At 68.1% G+C, this 16831-nt stretch carries 16 protein-coding genes; 5 read left to right on the top strand and 11 right to left on the bottom strand.

The features are described 5' to 3' along the window. Positions 1-46 precede the first annotated feature (46 nt). The 5 genes from Q9R02_RS02215 (at position 47) to Q9R02_RS02195 (ending at position 3672) form a co-directional block, all read left to right on the top strand. Positions 47-697: a peptide deformylase gene (locus Q9R02_RS02215; RefSeq protein WP_305994995.1), complete on the top strand. Its 651-nt coding sequence runs from the start codon at positions 47-49 to the stop codon at positions 695-697. After that, a complete protein-coding gene (locus tag Q9R02_RS02210; protein WP_425279191.1) occupies positions 694-1587 on the top strand; it encodes a putative RNA methyltransferase in 894 nt (297 codons plus the stop codon). The genes Q9R02_RS02215 and Q9R02_RS02210 overlap by 4 nt, the downstream gene beginning before the upstream one ends. 114 nt (positions 1588-1701) lie before the next feature. Next, complete coding sequence (locus Q9R02_RS02205; RefSeq protein WP_305994993.1) at positions 1702-2175, top strand: NfeD family protein; 474 nt, start codon at positions 1702-1704, stop codon at positions 2173-2175. Between the two features lie 52 nt (positions 2176-2227). Next, positions 2228-3157 (top strand): SPFH domain-containing protein, encoded by a 930-nt coding sequence (locus Q9R02_RS02200; protein ID WP_305994992.1) that lies wholly within the window; start codon positions 2228-2230, stop codon positions 3155-3157. A 170-nt stretch (positions 3158-3327) separates the two neighbouring features. Continuing rightward, complete coding sequence (locus Q9R02_RS02195; RefSeq protein ID WP_305994991.1) at positions 3328-3672, top strand: RNA polymerase-binding protein RbpA; 345 nt, start codon at positions 3328-3330, stop codon at positions 3670-3672. 96 nt (positions 3673-3768) lie between these two features. Here the strand turns inward: Q9R02_RS02195 and Q9R02_RS02190 are convergent, their stop codons facing one another. The 11 genes from Q9R02_RS02190 to prcA all read right to left on the bottom strand — a co-directional run bounded on the left by Q9R02_RS02190 (position 3769) and on the right by prcA (position 16830). After that, entirely contained in the window at positions 3769-4503 is a 735-nt protein-coding gene (locus Q9R02_RS02190) for a polyprenol monophosphomannose synthase (RefSeq protein WP_305995314.1), read from the bottom strand. A 431-nt stretch (positions 4504-4934) separates the two neighbouring features. Continuing rightward, positions 4935-6578 carry an amidohydrolase gene (locus Q9R02_RS02185; RefSeq protein WP_305994990.1) on the bottom strand — a complete coding sequence of 548 codons (1644 nt, stop codon included), beginning with the start codon at positions 6576-6578 and terminating at the stop codon, positions 4935-4937. A 59-nt stretch (positions 6579-6637) separates the two neighbouring features. Next, the gene (locus Q9R02_RS02180) at positions 6638-9475 is read right to left on the bottom strand and encodes a DEAD/DEAH box helicase (RefSeq protein WP_305994989.1); all 2838 of its coding nucleotides are present in this window, start codon (positions 9473-9475) and stop codon (positions 6638-6640) included. Between the two features lie 114 nt (positions 9476-9589). Then, positions 9590-10387, bottom strand: coding sequence for a twin-arginine translocase subunit TatC (gene tatC, locus Q9R02_RS02175; RefSeq protein WP_305995313.1), 798 nt, complete (start codon positions 10385-10387; stop codon positions 9590-9592). 47 nt (positions 10388-10434) lie between these two features. After that, entirely contained in the window at positions 10435-10707 is a 273-nt protein-coding gene (gene tatA, locus Q9R02_RS02170; RefSeq protein ID WP_305994988.1) for a Sec-independent protein translocase subunit TatA, read from the bottom strand. 38 nt (positions 10708-10745) lie between these two features. Next, positions 10746-11081 carry a hypothetical protein gene (locus Q9R02_RS02165; protein WP_305994987.1) on the bottom strand — a complete coding sequence of 112 codons (336 nt, stop codon included), beginning with the start codon at positions 11079-11081 and terminating at the stop codon, positions 10746-10748. Positions 11082-11090: 9 nt separating this feature from the next. Then, positions 11091-13094 carry a helix-turn-helix transcriptional regulator gene (locus Q9R02_RS02160; RefSeq protein ID WP_305994986.1) on the bottom strand — a complete coding sequence of 668 codons (2004 nt, stop codon included), beginning with the start codon at positions 13092-13094 and terminating at the stop codon, positions 11091-11093. A gap of 102 nt (positions 13095-13196) precedes the next feature. Then, the gene (locus tag Q9R02_RS02155; protein ID WP_305994985.1) at positions 13197-13592 is read right to left on the bottom strand and encodes an FKBP-type peptidyl-prolyl cis-trans isomerase; all 396 of its coding nucleotides are present in this window, start codon (positions 13590-13592) and stop codon (positions 13197-13199) included. A gap of 60 nt (positions 13593-13652) precedes the next feature. Next, on the bottom strand, positions 13653-14567 hold the full coding sequence (locus tag Q9R02_RS02150; protein WP_305994984.1) for an FKBP-type peptidyl-prolyl cis-trans isomerase: 915 nt from the start codon (positions 14565-14567) through the stop codon (positions 13653-13655). 97 nt (positions 14568-14664) lie between these two features. Continuing rightward, positions 14665-16029: a Pup--protein ligase gene (gene pafA, locus Q9R02_RS02145; RefSeq protein WP_305994983.1), complete on the bottom strand. Its 1365-nt coding sequence runs from the start codon at positions 16027-16029 to the stop codon at positions 14665-14667. Positions 16030-16074: 45 nt separating this feature from the next. Next, positions 16075-16830, bottom strand: coding sequence for a proteasome subunit alpha (gene prcA / locus Q9R02_RS02140; protein ID WP_305994982.1), 756 nt, complete (start codon positions 16828-16830; stop codon positions 16075-16077). Between the last annotated feature and the right edge of the window lies 1 nt (position 16831).

Below are 16831 nucleotides of genomic sequence, written 5' to 3'. Positions count from 1 at the left end.
CCCGCGCGCCGGCCGTTCCCGTCCCGCACCACCGAAAGGCCACCCCGTGCCCAGCCCCACCCCGGTCGTGAGCGATGCCGAGATCCGCCAGGCCGTGCTGACCCTGCTCGACGCACCCGGTCCGGCGCAGATCGTCCAGGCCGGCCATCCCGTGCTGCGCCAACAGGCACGGGACTTCACCGGGCAGCTGGACGGCGAGGAGCTCGAGGCGTTCCTGGAACTCATGCGCCTGGTGATGCATGACGCTCCCGGCGTCGGGCTCGCAGCCCCTCAGCTGGGCATTCCCTTGCGGATCGCAGTGCTGGAGGACCAGTGGCCGGTGCCGGAGGATCTTGCGGCGGAGCGTGACCGCCTGCCGTTGCCCTACTTCGCGATCCTCAATCCCCGGTACCGCCCTCTCGGCGACGGGACCGCGTCCTTCTTTGAAGGCTGCCTCTCGGTGAGCGGGCTGCAGGCCGTGGTCCGGAGGCCGGACCGGGTGGAGCTCGAATGGACCGAGCCCGGAGGGTCCTCGCGCCGAGAGGAGTTCCACGGCTGGCAGGCGCGGATCGTCCAGCACGAGACCGACCACTTGGACGGCACCCTGTACGTGGACAAGGCCGTGACACGCTCGCTCTGCTTCAACAGCGAGTACGGCACCTACTGGGCCGCACCCGGCATCGAGGGCGCACGCACCGGCCTGGGTTTCGACGCGTGAAGGAGCGCGTACGGGCGCTGCTACGCTGCCCCCACTGCGGTGAGCCCTTCCTCGCCACCGAGGATGCGCATCTGGAGTGCCCGCGGAGGCACGGTTTCGATGCGGCGCGTCAGGGCTACTACAATTTCCTGACCGGCAAAGGCACCTCCTTCACGGCAGACTCGGCCCAGATGGCCACCTCACGCAGTTCCTTCCTGGAACGCGGCCACTACCAGTCGCTGGTGACCGCCATGGCGGAAGTCCTGCGGCGCCGGCTGCCCCGTCCGCTCGCTGAGAGCGTCCTCCTCGACGCCGGGGCGGGAACCGGCTACTACCTTCATGCGCTGTGTGCAGCGCTCGCGGCCGGCACTCCGGCACCCGGTGACGGCCCCGGCGCCGTCGCTTTCGACATCTCCAAGTTCGCCTTGCGCCGTGCCGCCCGCCTCAACCCGGACGCCGCCGTCTTCGTCTGGGACGTCTGGAAGCCATTTCCTCTGCAGGATGCGAGCGTCGATGCGCTGACGGTGGTCTTCGCCCCCCGGAACCCCGCGGAGTTCCACCGTGTCCTGCGCGCCGACGGCTCGGTCCTGGTGGTCACACCTCAGCCGGGCCACCTCCGAGAGATCGCGGGACCGGCCGGGCTCCTGGACATCGAGGAAGGCAAACTGGACCGCCTGGACGCCGGAATGGGCAGCCACTTCACCCTCGCTGAACGGCATTCCGTGGACGCCGGGCTGCGGCTGAGCCGCGACGACGTCGCCGCCGTCACCTTGATGGGTCCGGCCGGACACCATCAGAGCCTGGAGCAGCTCCGGGAGCGGGTCGCCGGCCTGCCGGACGCGACCCCGGTGACTGCGTCCTTCACCCTTTCCGTGTTCGCACCGCGCCCCGGCCCGGCCACGGACTCCTGAACCGCGACACGCGCTCACCTCGTCCCGCCGCCCTGTGGCTAGGATGAAGGAAACGATCGTGGGGACTCGTTGCCGCAGTTGGCGGCCGCAACGCCCCGCAGCGAAGGGGGATGGATGAACTGGCTCATCGACAACCTGTGGGCGCTCTGGCTCGTGACACTCCTGGTGTTCGCGGTGATCGAGCTTCTCAGCCTGGACTTCATCTTCCTCATGCTGTCCGGAGCGTCCCTGATCGCCCTGCTCGTGGCTCTGACCGGCGCGCCGTTCTGGCTCCAAGTGGTGGTCTTCTGCGTGGCCGCCCTCCTGATGATCCTGTTCGTGCGTCCGCTGGCCCTACGGCACCTGCGCAAGGGGCCGCCGGACTCCCTGAGCAATGTCGACCGCCTCATCGGCGCCTCCGTGGTGGTCCTCGAAGAGGTCACCGCCCGCGGCGGCCTCGTGAAGATCGGCGGCGACGTGTGGAGCGCACGCACCGACGGCGCCCCTCTCTCCCCCGGCCAGTCGGCGCAGGTGCAGAAGATCGACGGCGCGCACGCCGTCGTCGGCCTGTCCGCACCCGGTACCACCTCCCCGGACGCCGCATCCTGAAGTCCCCCGGCCATCCGTTTGGCCGGTTCCCATCCACCAGGAAAGGTTCCTGATGTTGAATCCGTTACCCGTCGTCCTGTCCTTCCTCCTGATCATCCTGGTCATCTTCGTCCTGATCGTGCTGGTCCGCTCGGTGCGGATCGTGCCGCAGGCACGGGCCGGCGTCGTCGAGCGACTGGGCAAGTACCAGCGCACGCTCAACCCCGGCCTGACCATCCTGATCCCGTTCGTGGACCGGCTCCTGCCGCTCCTGGACCTGCGTGAACAGGTGGTCTCCTTCCCGCCGCAGCCCGTGATCACCGAGGACAACCTGGTGGTCTCCATCGACACCGTGGTCTACTTCCAGGTCACCGACGCTCGCGCCGCGACGTATGAGATCGCCAACTACATCCAGGCCGTGGAGCAGCTGACCACCACCACGCTCCGTAACGTGGTGGGTGGCCTGAACCTGGAGCAGGCCCTGACCAGCCGTGACCAGATCAATGGGCAGCTGCGCGGCGTGCTCGACGAGGCCACCGGCCGCTGGGGAATCCGCGTGTCCCGTGTGGAACTGAAGGCGATCGACCCGCCCCTGTCCATCCAGGACTCCATGGAGAAGCAGATGCGCGCAGAGCGTGACCGCCGCGCCGCGATCCTCACCGCGGAGGGCACCAAGCAATCCCAGATCCTGACGGCCGAGGGTGAGCGGCAGGCCGCGATCCTCCAGGCGGAGGGCGACGCCAAGGCCGCCATCCTCCGGGCCGACGGTGAGGCCCAGGCCATTCAGAAGGTCTTCGACGCCATCCACGCCGGGAAGCCGGATCAGAAGCTGCTGGCGTATCAGTACCTGCAGACCCTCCCCAAGCTGGCCGAGGGCTCGTCCAACAAGCTCTGGATCATCCCGAGCGAGGTGGGCGAGGCGCTCAAGGGCATCGGCGGCGTGCTGGGCACGCTGGCGCCGGAGAGCAGCGACGACGGCGCGTCCGGCGCCCCGCGTCACTGACCGTTGACGGGGTGGGAGGGCTTGCCCTCCCACCCCGTTCTTGCCCGCGGGCCGTCATGGCCTAAAATGGTGTGGTTATGCCCTGGCCTGGGAACAAGCCGGGCCCGCAGGGCGTTGCACAGGTCAGGACGTGGCCTGGCGCCACAGTCGGGGCGAGTGAGGGAGAGAGAATGAGCGATCGCAGCCTTCGTGGCATGCGCCTGGGCGCACAGAGCATGGAGAGCGAATCCGGTGTGGAGCCGGCCCCCCGCCAGCGGGTGGAGTACCGTTGCGCGGACGGCGAGCAGGTCTTCGTGACCTTCGCCGCCGAGGCGGAGATCCCCCCGGTCTGGACCTCGAAGACCGGCAAGGAAGCCATCCTGGTGGACGGCGAGAAGCCCGTGGACGCCAATGAGAAGGCCGCACGCACCCACTGGGACATGCTGCTGGAACGGCGCTCCATCCCGGAGCTGGAGCAGATCCTGGAAGACCGCCTGAAGATCCTGCGCGAGCGCCGCGGTTCCCGCGCCAGCTGAGCGGCTTTCGCGTGGCTTGACGACGCATCAACGGCTGAGGGCCGGAACCCGAATCGGGTTCCGGCCCTCAGCCGTTATTCAGGGAGTCCCCGCCGTTCAGCGGCCGCCCTTGCCGGTCAGCTTCGCCAAGCGGGCGCCGAGGCCCCACTTGGTCACGTTGACCATCGCCTCGACGACGATGTTGCCGCTCATCTTCGAGGTACCGAACTCGCGCTCCACGAAAGTGATCGGCACCTCCTTGACGACCAGCCCGGCCTTGGCGGTGCGCCACTTGAGGTCCACCTGGAAGCCGTAGCCCTTCGACTCCACCTGGTTCAGGTCGATCGTGTGCAGGGTGGACGCACGGAAGGCGTTGAAGCCACCGGTCAGGTCCTTCACCGGGAGGCCGAGCATGGTCCGCGCGTAGAACGAGCCGCCCTTGGAGATGAACTGGCGGTGCGCAGGCCAGTTGACGACCGTCCCGCCCGGAACCCAGCGGGAGCCGATGGCCAGATCCGCGCCGTCCTCGATGGCCTGCAGGAGGCGGGGCAGCTGCTCCGGCTGGTGCGAGCCGTCCGCGTCAAGCTCCACGAGGACGTCGTAGCCCTCGTCCAGTCCCCACTTGAAGCCGGCGATGTACGCGGCGCCCAGGCCCTCCTTGCCCTTGCGGTGCAGCACCTTGACCTGCGAATCCTCAGCAGCCATGCGATCGGCCAGCTGGCCGGTCCCGTCCGGGCTGTTGTCGTCGACCACCAGGACATCCGTGGCCGGCACGGCGGCACGGACCCGGCCGAGCGTCTTCGGGAGGGACTCGAGCTCGTTGAACGTGGGGATGATGGTCAGGACGCGCAAAGGCACATTCCATTCTTCTCGGGAAGGCTGGGCACACGCCCGTTCCTGTGGAGGTGTCTTTTCACGAGGGGCGCAAAGATTCATTATAGGACAGCCGCGGGGGCATCTCCCGCGTCCCGGCCACGCACAAGAACGGGCCTGGCGGTACGGGTCCAGTCACAGACGGCATACTCGTCCGCTGTCACTGTTTTCCGCTTCCACCAGGCCCGTCCAGGCGCGCCGTCTTCGGAGCCGCAGGGCATCCTCCGTGAGGAGGAACGCGCCCCGTGACCCGCCCGAGGCTGGATGACCGATAAGATCTGGAGCCATCCGTTGGAGTATTACTCTACGGTGCTGCCGGAGCGTGTCAACCCCGGCACTGAACTGGGCTGACTCCTATCGCCCCAGGTCATCCACCGGTTGAGCCGAAGAGGAGATGTGGTGGATTTCCTTCAGAGTCCCTCGGCGCGGTACAGCTCGCGCCCGGCGGCGACCGTCTGCAGGCACCTCGGTTCCGCACCGTCCAGGGCCGGGAGAAGTGGCGTCCGGGCGCGGGGGTCGGTGCTCCAGGATGCCACCCGGTCATCGGCCACCTGCACCATGAGTTCCTCGACCTCCCACACGGCATAGTTGGCAGGGGCCCCAGGAACCAGCTGCCCGTTGAGCGGGTTGACGTCCCGTGCGGCACGCCAGCCGGCGCGCGTGTGGCCGATGAAGGCGGCCCGCGCGGAGATGCCCTGGCCCTCTGTCCGGTGGTCCAGGCAGGCCCTGATGCTCGCCCAGGGGCGCAGCGGGGTGACGGGGGCGTCGCTGCCGAAGGCGAGCGGGACGCCCTCCCGGAAGAGCGTGGCGAACGGGTTCATGGCCGCCCAGCGCTCCCCCACACGCCGCGCGTACATGCCGTCGGGGCCACCCCAGGCTGCGTCGAAAGCCGGCTGCGCGCTGACCGTGACGGAGTGCCGGATGAACTCTTGGATATGCTCCGCGGACAGCATCTCCGCGTGCTCCACCCGGTGGCCGGCGCGTCGGACGGCGGACTCTCCGAGCCTCTCCGAGGTCCTGCTGAGCGCCTCGACCACGACGTCGAGTGCTCCGTCCCCGATCGCATGAAAGCCGCCCTGGAGTCCGAGTTCGGTGCACGCCGCCAGGTGGGCGGCCGCGGCTTCGGCGTCCAGGTACTGCGAGCCGCGGTGCCCGGCCTGATCCGTGTAGTCCTCCCGGAGGAGGGCTGTCCGGGAGCCGAGCGAGCCGTCGATGTTGAGGTCACCGGCCAGCCCGAGCACCGGGATGCCCAGGGCGTCGAGGAGCACGCGCGCCTCCTCGGCGCTGCCGACCGCTTCGCCCCAGTAGGGAAGGATCAGCGGAGAGGCCGCGGCGTCGTCGTTCCATGCGACAGCCGCACGGAGGTCCTGCACACCCGCGATGGACGGGCCGGACATCTCGGCCAGCGCCACGTGGCCGTGCCGGGCGGCCTCGTCCAGGGCGGCCTGCTGGAACGTCCGGCGCTGCGCCGGGGTGAAGTCACGGAGCCGGCGGCGGAGCGCGGCGTGGGCCTCCAGTCGTACGACGGCGCCCTCGCCGGCGCCGCGGAGACCCTCCAGGGATCCGGCACGCTCCAGCGACGCCGAGCTCACCAGTGCGGAATGCACATCGACCCGCGCGAGGTACAGGACGCGCCCACCGCCGGCGTTGTCCAGCTCGGCGAGGGTGGGCAGTGTGGGGTCGGACCACGAGGTCTCGTCCCAGGAGTGGCCGAACAGGGTCTCCCCGGCCGGAAGGGTGGCGCCGAGTCCTGCCACGAGGTCCAGCAGTTCATTCCGGTGGCGCACCCCGCCGAGGTCCAGGGAGGTCAGGCCCTGGCCCGTCTCCGTGAGGTGGACGTGGGAGTCCACGAACCCCGGCGTGACGAGCGCGCCGCGCAGATCCACCAGCTCCATCCGCTCGTCGTGCAGCGACTTGGCCGCCTCTTCGGAGCCGATCCACGCCACGGTGCCGCCGTCCACCAGCATCGCCGTGGCGAACGGGTCCGCCGCGGAGTAGATGCTGCCGTTCACGTACAGCCTCAGCCGGTTCGTGCCGTTCTGGCCCTGCGTCATTCCCGTCCTCGATTCCTTGCCCGCGCCGGACCCTCTGCCCGCGCGCCGTTCCGTCTCGGTCAGTCCGTCAACGAGGAGTAGGAGACCACTCCCCGCTTGATCTTGGTGATCGCCTCACGGCAGATCCTGCTCACCCGGGTGTCCAGTTCGGGCACCGCCGCAACCTGGTCCAGCAGGTCGATGACCTGCCGGACCCAGCGGACGAAATCGCCGGCCGCGAGCTCGGTCCCGGACAGGACATCCTGTAGCCTGCGGCCCTTGGCCCACTTGTACATCGGCCACACGAGCCGCAGCTCCGGCTCACCCGTCACGGGCAGTTTGTGCTGCGCCTCCGCCTCGGACAGCTTCTCCCACTCCAGCACCACGGTCTCCACGGCGCTCTCCAAGGAGATGCTGGGCATCCGGGGCGGCAGGCCGCCGTCGTCCCTCTTGGCCTGGAAGACCAGCACGCTGGCGAAGGCCGCCATCTCCGCGGCGTCCAGATCGTTGAACGCGCCCTCGCGCAGTGCCTGCGCGATCAGCAGGTCCCGTTCGCCGTAGATCCTGCGCAGCCGGCGCCCTGGCGCCGTGATCTGCACGCGGCCGTCCACTTCTTCGAGGTAGCCGAACTCGTCCAGCAGCCCGCACAACCGGTCGAAGGTCCGGGCGATGGTGTTCGTCCGGCCCTGGATCCGGGCCAGCAGGGTGTCCGTCTCCTCGCGGAGCCTCCACCAGCGCTCGCCCCAGCGGGCGTGATTCTCCCGGTCATGGCAGCCATTGCAGGGATGCGCGGCGAGTTCCTTGCGCAACTGGGCGATCCGCGCCTCCACGTCCCCGCCCCGGCCCCCGGGAGGCCGCCGCCGGCCGGACGTGGACGAGGCCGAATGCCCGTCCAGGATCCCGCGCTTGTGCAGTTCGTGCCGCATGGCGGAGGCCAGAGCCCGGCGGTCCTTGGGGGTCTTGGCATTGAAACTCTTGCCGATCCTGACCCGGAACAACGGCTCGATCGGCCCCTGCAGATCGGCCAGGCCGATGCGCCGCAGCTGGTGGTCGTTGGTCAGCACGGCCGGCCGGGGTTCGTGAGCCGCGGGGTCGGCGTTGAGCACCACGGCGTAGCCCTGCACACGCTCACTGTCCAGGTGGATCACGTCGCCCGGCATCAGGCGGCTGAGCGAGGACACCATCCAGTTCCGTGCGGCCCGCTTGTTCTCCTTGGCGGCCTTGCCCTCCAGATCGGAGAGCTCCTTGCGCAGCCGGGCGTACTCCTGGAAGTCGCCCAGGTGGCAGGTCATGGCCTCGGCGTACCCGGCGAGGGACTCCTCACGGCTGCGCACTTCGCGGGCGAGTTCCACCACGGAGCGGTCCGCCTGGAATTGCGCGAAAGAGGACTCCAGGATCTCCCGCGACCGTTCCCTGCCGAACTGGGCCAGGAGGTTGATGGACATGTTGTACCCGGGCCGGAAGCTCGAGTTCAGCGGGTAGGTGCGCCTGGATGCCAGGCCGGCCACCGCGGCCGGGTCGATGCCTTCGTGCCAGAGGACCACGGCGTGGCCTTCGACGTCGATCCCCCGGCGGCCTGCACGGCCGGTGAGCTGGGTGTACTCCCCAGCGGTGATGTTGACGCGGCTCTCGCCGTTGAACTTGTCCAGCTTCTCCAGCACCACCGACCGGGCAGGCATGTTCACACCCAGAGCCAGGGTCTCCGTGGCGAACACCACCCGGACCAGCCCGTCCGCGAAGAGCCTCTCCACGGTCTCCTTGAAGGCGGGGAGCAGGCCGGCGTGGTGGGAGGCGATGCCGCGGATCAGGCCATCGCGCCAGGCCCAGAAGCCCAGCACGTCCAGGTCCTCGCCGGGGATGTCACGGCTCGCCTCATCCACCCGGGACGCGATGATGCGGCGCTCCCGCTCGGTGGTCAGCCAGACGTCGGCCGCTGCGCACTGCTGCACGGCCGCGTCACACGCGGCACGGGAGAAGATGAAGAAAATCGCCGGAAGCAGTCCCTGGGACTCCAGGGTGCGGACGACGGCGGGGCGCGACGCGCGGGTCACGGCCGGCGCCGTGCGTGGCTCCGGCCGGCCCTGCGACCGTTCACGGCGGCCGCGGGCCCGCACCGCGTGCGGCGCACGGCGGGTGGACCCGCGGGCCAGCTTCACCAGTTCAGGATTGACCTCGGCACCCGGGGCCGGGCCGGGGCCGGCCTCGTCGAGCGGCTCGGTGCCTTCGGCGAAGAGGTCCAGCACCTGGCGGCCGGCCAGGACGTGCTGCCACAGAGGAACCGGCCGGTGCTCAGAGACCACGATCGCCGTGTCCCCCCTGACGGTGGAGAGCCAGGCGCCGAACTCCTCGGCATTGGAGACCGTGGCGCTCAGGGAGACCAACTGCACGCTCCGCGGGAGGTGGATGATGACCTCCTCCCAGACGGCGCCCCGGAAGCGGTCGGCCAGGTAGTGGACCTCATCCATCACCACGTAGCCCAGGGAGTCAAGGCTGTCCGAGTCCGCGTAGAGCATATTGCGCAGGACCTCGGTGGTCATGACGATCACCGGGGCGTGGGCGTTGATGCTGCTGTCGCCGGTGAGCAGCCCGACATTCTCCGGGCCGTACTTCTCCGCGAGTTCACCGAACTTCTGATTGCTCAGTGCCTTGATGGGCGTGGTGTAGAAGGCCTTGAGCCCGCGCTGCAGGGCACTGAAGACGGCGAATTCGCCGAGGATGGTCTTGCCGGCGCCCGTGGGGGCGGCAAGCAGGACGCCCCGCCCGGCTTCCAGAGCACGGCACGACTCCTCCTGGAATCCATCAAGGTCGAACGCGAGAGTGGATCGGAAGGCGTGCAGCAGGCTCTTGCTGTCCCGGTTCCGGACCAGGGCGGCCTGGTATTTCTCCGCCGGCGATTGGGGCTCGTTCATCGGGGACATTCCTTCAGGGTATCGGCACCGAGGGACGGCGGTGCGCCGCCGGGCTGAGATTCCCGGCACAGAAAACTCCGGCCGGCCTCTGCAGGGCAGTGGCCGGCCGGAGCGTGGTGGACTTCAGAGTTTGCCGAGATCCTCGAACGGCGTGGCGGTGTCCGCCGAGCTGTCCGTCTCCTCGTTCGCCTGGGACTCACGCCGTGCACGTCGCCTGTCGTTCATCAGGCAGATGCCGATGGCCAGGAAGAACAGTGCCAGCAACGGCACCGCAAGCATGAACATCGAAAGCGCGTCAGCCCCCGGGGCGGCGATGGCCGCCAGGACGAATACGGCGAACACCGTGACCCGCCACGCCTTCATGATGGTCTTGCCGCTCAGGATGCCCAGCATGTTCACGCCCACCAGCACCACTGGCACCAGGAAGGAGATACCCAGGAAGAGCATGGTGTGTGTGGCGAACGTCAAGTACTCGTCCGCCGTGATCAGGTTGGAAACGCCCTCGGATGGCGTGAACTGCAGCAGCGCCCGGACGATGTTCGGGATGACGGACCACGCCACATACACGCCGGCCAGGAACAGCGGAATGGCCGCCGCCATGAACGCGAGCGTGTACTTCCGCTCCTTGCGGGTCAGGCCGGGTGTGATGAACGCCCAGACCTGGTAGATCCAGACGGGGCTCGAGATGATCAGGCCGATCTGCAGAGCGATCCGCAGCTTGAACTCGAACGGCGAGGCGATCGAGGCGAAGTTCATCGAGGCGTTGCGGTGCATCTCGCGGGCGATCTGCTCCAGCGGAGACGACAGGGCGTCGATGACCGGCGGATAGAGGAACCAGCCCCCCACGGTGCCCAGCGCCAGCGCGATCAGGCTCTTGATGAGCCTGTTCTTCAGCTCCTTGAAGTGCTCGATGAGGGCCATGCGGCCCTCGGGATTCTTCCGAGGGCCTTTGGTCAGTGCCACGGTCCTCAGGCGTTGCTGGACGGCGGGTTCTGCTCCCCGCCGTTGTCCTTGCCGGCCTCCGGGTGGTTCACGACCTTGCCCTCGACGGGCTCGTCCGATGCAGCCGGCGCCGACTTCGCCTTGCCCTCATCCTTCATCTGATTGACTTCGGACTTCATGATCCGCATGGACTGTCCGAGACTCCGGGCCATTTGCGGAAGCTTGGGCGCTGCGAAGAGCAACAGCGCCACGATGATGATGATGACGATGGGCCAAGGGCCATCGAAAAGTCGTCCCATGTCCGGGTCCTTTCTATTTCCTTAAAATCATAGTGCGCTCACAGTCCAAGATCGCGCAGATTCTGGGGCCGGTGAGCTGCTGTCCGGCGGGCGACCCGGCGCTTCCGGCGCTCTTCTCGCCGCTCCGCCTTGCCGGCGTCGTAGCGGGTCTTCATGTCCCCCGGCTCCTCGTAGATGCCCAGCACCACCGGCTCACGCCCGGCAGGAGCGGGATCGGCCCCGGAGTCCAACCGGGCCAGCATATCCGCCGCCGTGCCCAACTCGTGCATCATCTTCGTGAACTGCCGGAAAAGCTTGATACCGAGCAGGACGAACAGCAATGCGGTGAGCGCCAGAAGCACCACCCAGATCACGATCCACGACCACCACGGCATCAACCCAGCCTACCCTTCGTCCCCGGGAACACCGTCCGTGAGCAGGACCCCGCCGGTCCCCCGGTAACGTCCCAGGCCCTCACGGAGCCATTCCTGCGTGAAGGCGACCATTCCCGCGGGCGCCACCACCCTGACTTCACCCCCGCTCAGTGCGACGAGCCCGGCCAGCCACGGCCGTGAAGCCACTGACAGCTCTGCCAGCAGGCCGCCGTCGGGAAGTTCGGAGGTACGGAGGGCGCCATAGCGGCCGGCGAGCCAGCGGGACTCCCGGGCGAACACGACCGTGACGCAGGCGTCCTCCCGGCTGGGCGTGAAGACGCCCTCTCCCGGCGGCTCCTCCCAGATCGTGGGATCCACGGGCTCCTCGGTGCGGCGCAGCGCGGTGATCCGGTCCAGACGGAAGTTCCTCCAGCCCTCCGCCTGGTGGCACCACGCTTCCACGTACCAGCGCTGCCCCGCGGAGCGGAGACTCCGCGGATCGATCAGGCGTTCGGTCACCTCGTCCCGGCTCGGCACCACATAGCCGATGTGGACCCTGTGGCCGGCCGCGATGGAATCCCGGAGCGCGGCCAGGTAACCGGCCTCCCGGCCTTCCGGAGCCATGCGGACCGCGATGGCGGACGCCAGTTCCAGCGCGTCCCCGGAAGCGGCGCCGAGGCGCAGCCGGAGCTGCTCGACGGCGTCGCGGTCGCCGGCGACGTCCAGCTCAGCGAGGGCCTCCAGCCCGACCAGGAGGGTCCAGGCCTCCTCCGGCGAGAACCGGACCGGCCGGGACAAGTCGAGGGCGTTGTCGATCCAGACGCGGTCGCCGTCATCCACGATGTCCATGAGATCATCGTGGTATCCCTCGGGACGGCCCACCATCATGATGCGCAGCAGGTCGTCCTCGAGCTGCTGCCGCGTGATGCCGAATTCGGCCGCGAGCTCCTGCTTGCTGATACCGCCATGCCGGGCCAGGAACGGGATCATGGCCAGCAGACGCCTCACCGTGGACTCGGCAGTGGTCCTGGGACCGCGCTTGGCCGGCGGCTTGTGGAACTCGAGCGGTGGGACAGGCAGCTCCATGGCCGCCGCCGCGCGGCCGAGCCGCGCCGTGACTTCGTCCCGGAGCCGCTGCGGGGAGACGACCTGCGCGACCGCGGCCTGCGTGCTCAGCTCATCGAGCAGTGCCGCCTCATCACGGTACTCGAGCGCCGCCAGATCACCGTCGAGCACGACGGCGCGGTGGCGCCAGTCTGCGCCGAGCCCGGACGCGAGGGCCACTGTCACCCGCTGCGCCGGGTACTCCTCCATGCGCCGCAGGGAGTCACCGATGGAGAAGTCCGCCGGACGCTCGAACGGCTTTCCCCCCAGGATCTTGACATCGCTGGTGATCCGGCCGAGCCGGAAGGTGCGTTCGGCGTCACGGTCCAGGTCCAGGCCCACCACGTACCACTGGCCCGCCCGATTGCCCAGGCCGTAGGGGTGAAGGCGCCGGGGCTCACTCTGCGCGGCTCCACCCGCGCGGTAGGAGAACTCCACCGGACTTCTGCGGCTCAGCGCAGCGTGCAGGGCCTCCAGGGCGGCACCGCCGGTGGTGACGCGCGGCAGCATCGGCGGCACCGCGGCGTCGTCGGCCGCCTCCCCATCCGCGAGCTTGCGCAGGGCCGAGCTTCCCGCGGCCCGCAGGCTGCCCTGCTCCCACAGCTGGGCGGCCAGCTGGAGCAGCAACCGCTCCTGGGCGTCCAGACGGAGCTCCGGAAGGAGATACTCGGACGGGCTGACCCGGTACCGGACGCCCGTGGAGTCGTCCACGTCAAGGTCGGCGTCCACCACCGCTTCGAGAGGGACACCCATGTCACGGAGCTCCGCCTTGTCCCGTTCGAACATACGTTCGAGTGCCGGGCCTGCGATCCCCTCCTCGCGGCAGTAGGCGTAGACGGTGGACTCCAGGTAGGCGCGCGTGTGCCCCCTGCGGGTGGACAGCAGGGCGATCAGGAGGTTGAGGATGCGTTCGGTCTTACGTGCGGACACCCGCCCAGCTTACTGAACCACCGGCCCCGGATACGCGGAAGGGACCGCCCTTGACGGAACGGCCCCTTCCTTTCGCCGAGAGCGCAACGGCTCCCGGGAGGATCAGCGGACGCCGACCAGGTCCACCACGAAGATGAGGGACTCGTTGGGGGCGATCGCTCCACCGGCGCCACGGGAACCGTAGGCGAGCTCCGACGGGATCTCCAGGCGGCGGCGGCCACCGACCTTCATGCCGAGCAGGCCCTGGTCCCAGCCCTGGATGACCTGGCCGACGCCGACGCGGAAGTCCAAGGGTGCGCCGCGGCCCCAGGAGGAGTCGAACTCCTCGCCGGTGGACCAGGCGACGCCCACGTAGTGGGTGGAGACGGTCGAGCCCGGAGTGGCCTCGGCGCCGTCACCCTCGATGAGGTCGATGATGCGCAGTTCGCTGGGAACCTCGCCTTCCGGGAACTCGATCTCCGGCTTGGTGCGGTCATAGTTGCGCTGTCCGAAGGACATGGCTGCTCCTTGGGGTTCGGGTGAGTGAGGGTGTTGTAGGTCAGTGCTTACTGGAGGGTGTTACTGAACACCGAGGATGTCGACGACGAAGACGAGGTCGCCCTTCGCCTTGCCCTGACCTTGATCTCCATATGCATCAGTGGCGGGGATGACCAAGAGCACACGGGAACCGACCGTCTTGCCGGTCAGGCCTTTGGCCCATCCTGGAATCAAGCTGCTCAAGGGCTTAACAAGCGGCTGCCCACTGTCGAAACTCGAGTCGAACTTGACCCCATCAGAGAGGTTCACGCCGACATAGTTCACCACGACGGTGTCCGAGGCCTCAACCGGCGCGCCCTTGCCCTTGATCAAGTCTTGGGACACGACGCTCTTCGGCTTATCTGCACCCTTGATATCGATCTGCGGGACACCCTTGCTATCCGTTGTTACCTTGGGCAGTCCGGCAGGCGGTGTGACTGTATCACCTTCCGGTTTGCTCAGGGGCGGAGTGATGTCCTGAGCTTTGAACAGGTGCAGGATGTACAACTGCGTGGCAGGAGCGTTGCTGCTCGCATCCGGCGGAAGAGCGTAAACGAGATCGGAGCCGACCTTGGCCCCGACCATTGCATTGTAGAGCGGGGCGTTGCCGGATTTCATTGAATCGTTAAGCGCCACCTGCTGGTGATTCGACACGTAGTCGTCGGCCAGCTGGGAGCCGTCCTTGCCGTTGTACACCACCAGGCCTACTTCCACCCTCTGGTTTGCCTTGACCTTGTCGCCGCTGCCATCGTGGATCATTTTGATAGTGGGCTCGGTGACGGAGAGGGGCTTGGCGAACTCCACCTTGGGAGCCTTGTCGGAGCCTTGGTCGGTGACCTTGACGGTGCTCAGCTTGGAAGTGTCACCGGCTGACTGGCTGGAAGGCCCGGAATCTGAAGAGCCACAGGCCGAAAGCAGCAGCACCGCAGGGACGAGGGCCGCGAGAATACGTCGCAATGGTCGTCTTTCCACTAGAGAACGAGAGGCGGGCGTGCGGTTCCAGGGAACGGCACGCCCACCATCGTAACGGAGCAGACTGGGTAGGGCCTGTGCCTCAGCTCATCCCGGCGATCAATGCGTCGACCCGGGAGTCCGTGGAGGCGAAGGGATCCTTGCAGATCACGGTCTGGTGCGCCCTGTCATTGAGCTTCAGGTGGACCCAGTCCACCGTGTAGTCCCGTCCGAGTTCCTGGGCGCGCCGGACGAACTCGCCGCGGAGCTTGGCACGCGTGGTCTGCGGTGCGGTCATGGCCGCCGTACGGATCTCCTCATCGCTGACCACCCGCTGGGCCAGGCCCTTGCGTTCCAGGAGGTAGAACAGGCCTCGCTGGCGGGAGATGTCGTGATAGGTCAGGTCGATCTGTGCCAGCCGCGGCGAATCGAGGTCCAGCCCGTGCCGGGCGGCGTAGCCGTCGATCAGCTTCTTCTTGATGGCCCAGTCGATCTCCGTGTCGATGCCGGAGGTGTCACCGACACGGATGGCGTCCAGGGTCCGGCGCCATAGGCCGAGGATCCGCTCCACGTGCGGGTGGTGCGCGCCCTCCTTGGCCACGAATGCGGTGACCCATTCGAGGTACTCCTCCTGGATCTGCAGCGCCGTCAGCTGCCGGCCAGTGGCCAGCCGGACCAGCACCTGGCCGCTGAGGTCACGGGAGATCTCCCGGATGCTGCGTATGGGGTTCTCCATCCGCATGTCCCGCATGAGCGCGCCGCCCTCCAGGGCACGCAGAACCAGGTCGACGGAGCCGGTCTTCAGCAGGGCCGTGGTCTCCGACATGCTGGAGTCCCCCACGATCACATGCAGGCGCCGGAAGTACTCGGCGTCGGCGTGCGGCTCGTCGCGGGTGTTGATGATGGGACGGGAGCGGGTGGTCGCCGAGGAGACACCCTCCCAGATGTGGTCGGCCCGCTGAGAGAACGCGTAGAGCGATCCCTGCGGGGTGTTGATGATCTTGCCGGCGCCCACCAGGAGCTGACGGGTCACCAGGAACGGGATCAGCACGTCGGCCAGGCGGTTGAACTCGCCCTTGCGCGGGATCAGGTAGTTCTCGTGGCTGCCGTAGGAGTTCCCTGCGGAGTCGGTGTTGTTCTTGAAGAGGAAGATCTTCCCCTCGAAACCGTCCGCGGCCAGCCGCTGCTCCGCCTCCTGGCAGAGCTCGTCCAGGATCAGCTCGCCGGCCTTGTCGTGCGCGATCAGCTGGGGCAGGGCGTCGCATTCCGCGGTGGCGTACTCCGGATGCGAACCGACGTCGAGGTAGAGGCGCGAGCCGTTCGCCAGGAAGACGTTGGACGATCGCCCCCAGCTCACCACCTTGCGGAACAGGTACCGGGCCGCTTCCTCCGGGGCCAGACGGCGGGTATTGCTCCCCACATAGGAGATGCCGAACTCCGTCTCAATGCCAAAAATCCGTCGGTCCATGCCGTCCTTTCACCGTGGTGCCACCGTTCTCTGCAGGAAACGGCCTCACTCCTGAAGAAGTTCTTTGAGCCTCGCAGCGTCCAGTCTCCGGAAGGCCCGCCGCTTGGACCTCCAGCGCCCCGGCTCACGGTCCAGCACCGCGGCCTCCAGTGCGAAAGCCTCGGCCGGCTGCGCGGCTTCGGAAGCCGGGGCCTCGCCATCACCGGCCGACGCGCCGTTCCCCGGCGCCGGACGCGAGGCGACAAGAGCCCGGGTGGCAAGCCGGAGGGCCTCCCCGAGACCAAGCCCATCACGCCACCCCTCCTCGAGCGCCGCCGTCACCTTGTCCGCCCGGCCACCCATCGCGACGAAGTGGCGTTCATCGGCGATCGACCCGTCGAAGGTGAGCCGGAAGATGTGGTCCTCGTCCTGGGTCCTGCCGACTTCCGCCACGGCCAGCTCCACCTCGAACGGCTTCTGCTCGGCGGTGAAGACGGTGCCGAGGCTCTGGGCGTAGACGCTGGCCAGGCCACGGGCAGTGACGTCGCTGCGGTCATAGGAGAATCCCCTCACGTCCGCGTAGCGCACCCCGGCCTGCCGCAGGCTCTCGAACTCGTTGTACTTGCCCACCGCGGCGAACGCGATGCGGTCGTAGATCTCACCGATCTTGTGGAGGGAACTCGAAGGGTTCTCCGCCACCAGTGCGATGCCGGCCGCGCAGGACAGCACGACGACGGACCGGCCGCGGGCGATGCCCTTGCGCGCGAAGTCCGCCCGGTCCTTCATGATCTGCTCGGGCGAGACGTAGAACTGCTGCGACATC

This window comes from Arthrobacter horti, assembly GCF_030731045.1.
Taxonomy (GTDB): domain Bacteria; phylum Actinomycetota; class Actinomycetes; order Actinomycetales; family Micrococcaceae; genus Arthrobacter_E; species Arthrobacter_E nanjingensis.
The sequence above is the reverse complement of the archived record's forward strand: the minus strand, read 5'-3'. Positions and strand labels throughout refer to the sequence as shown.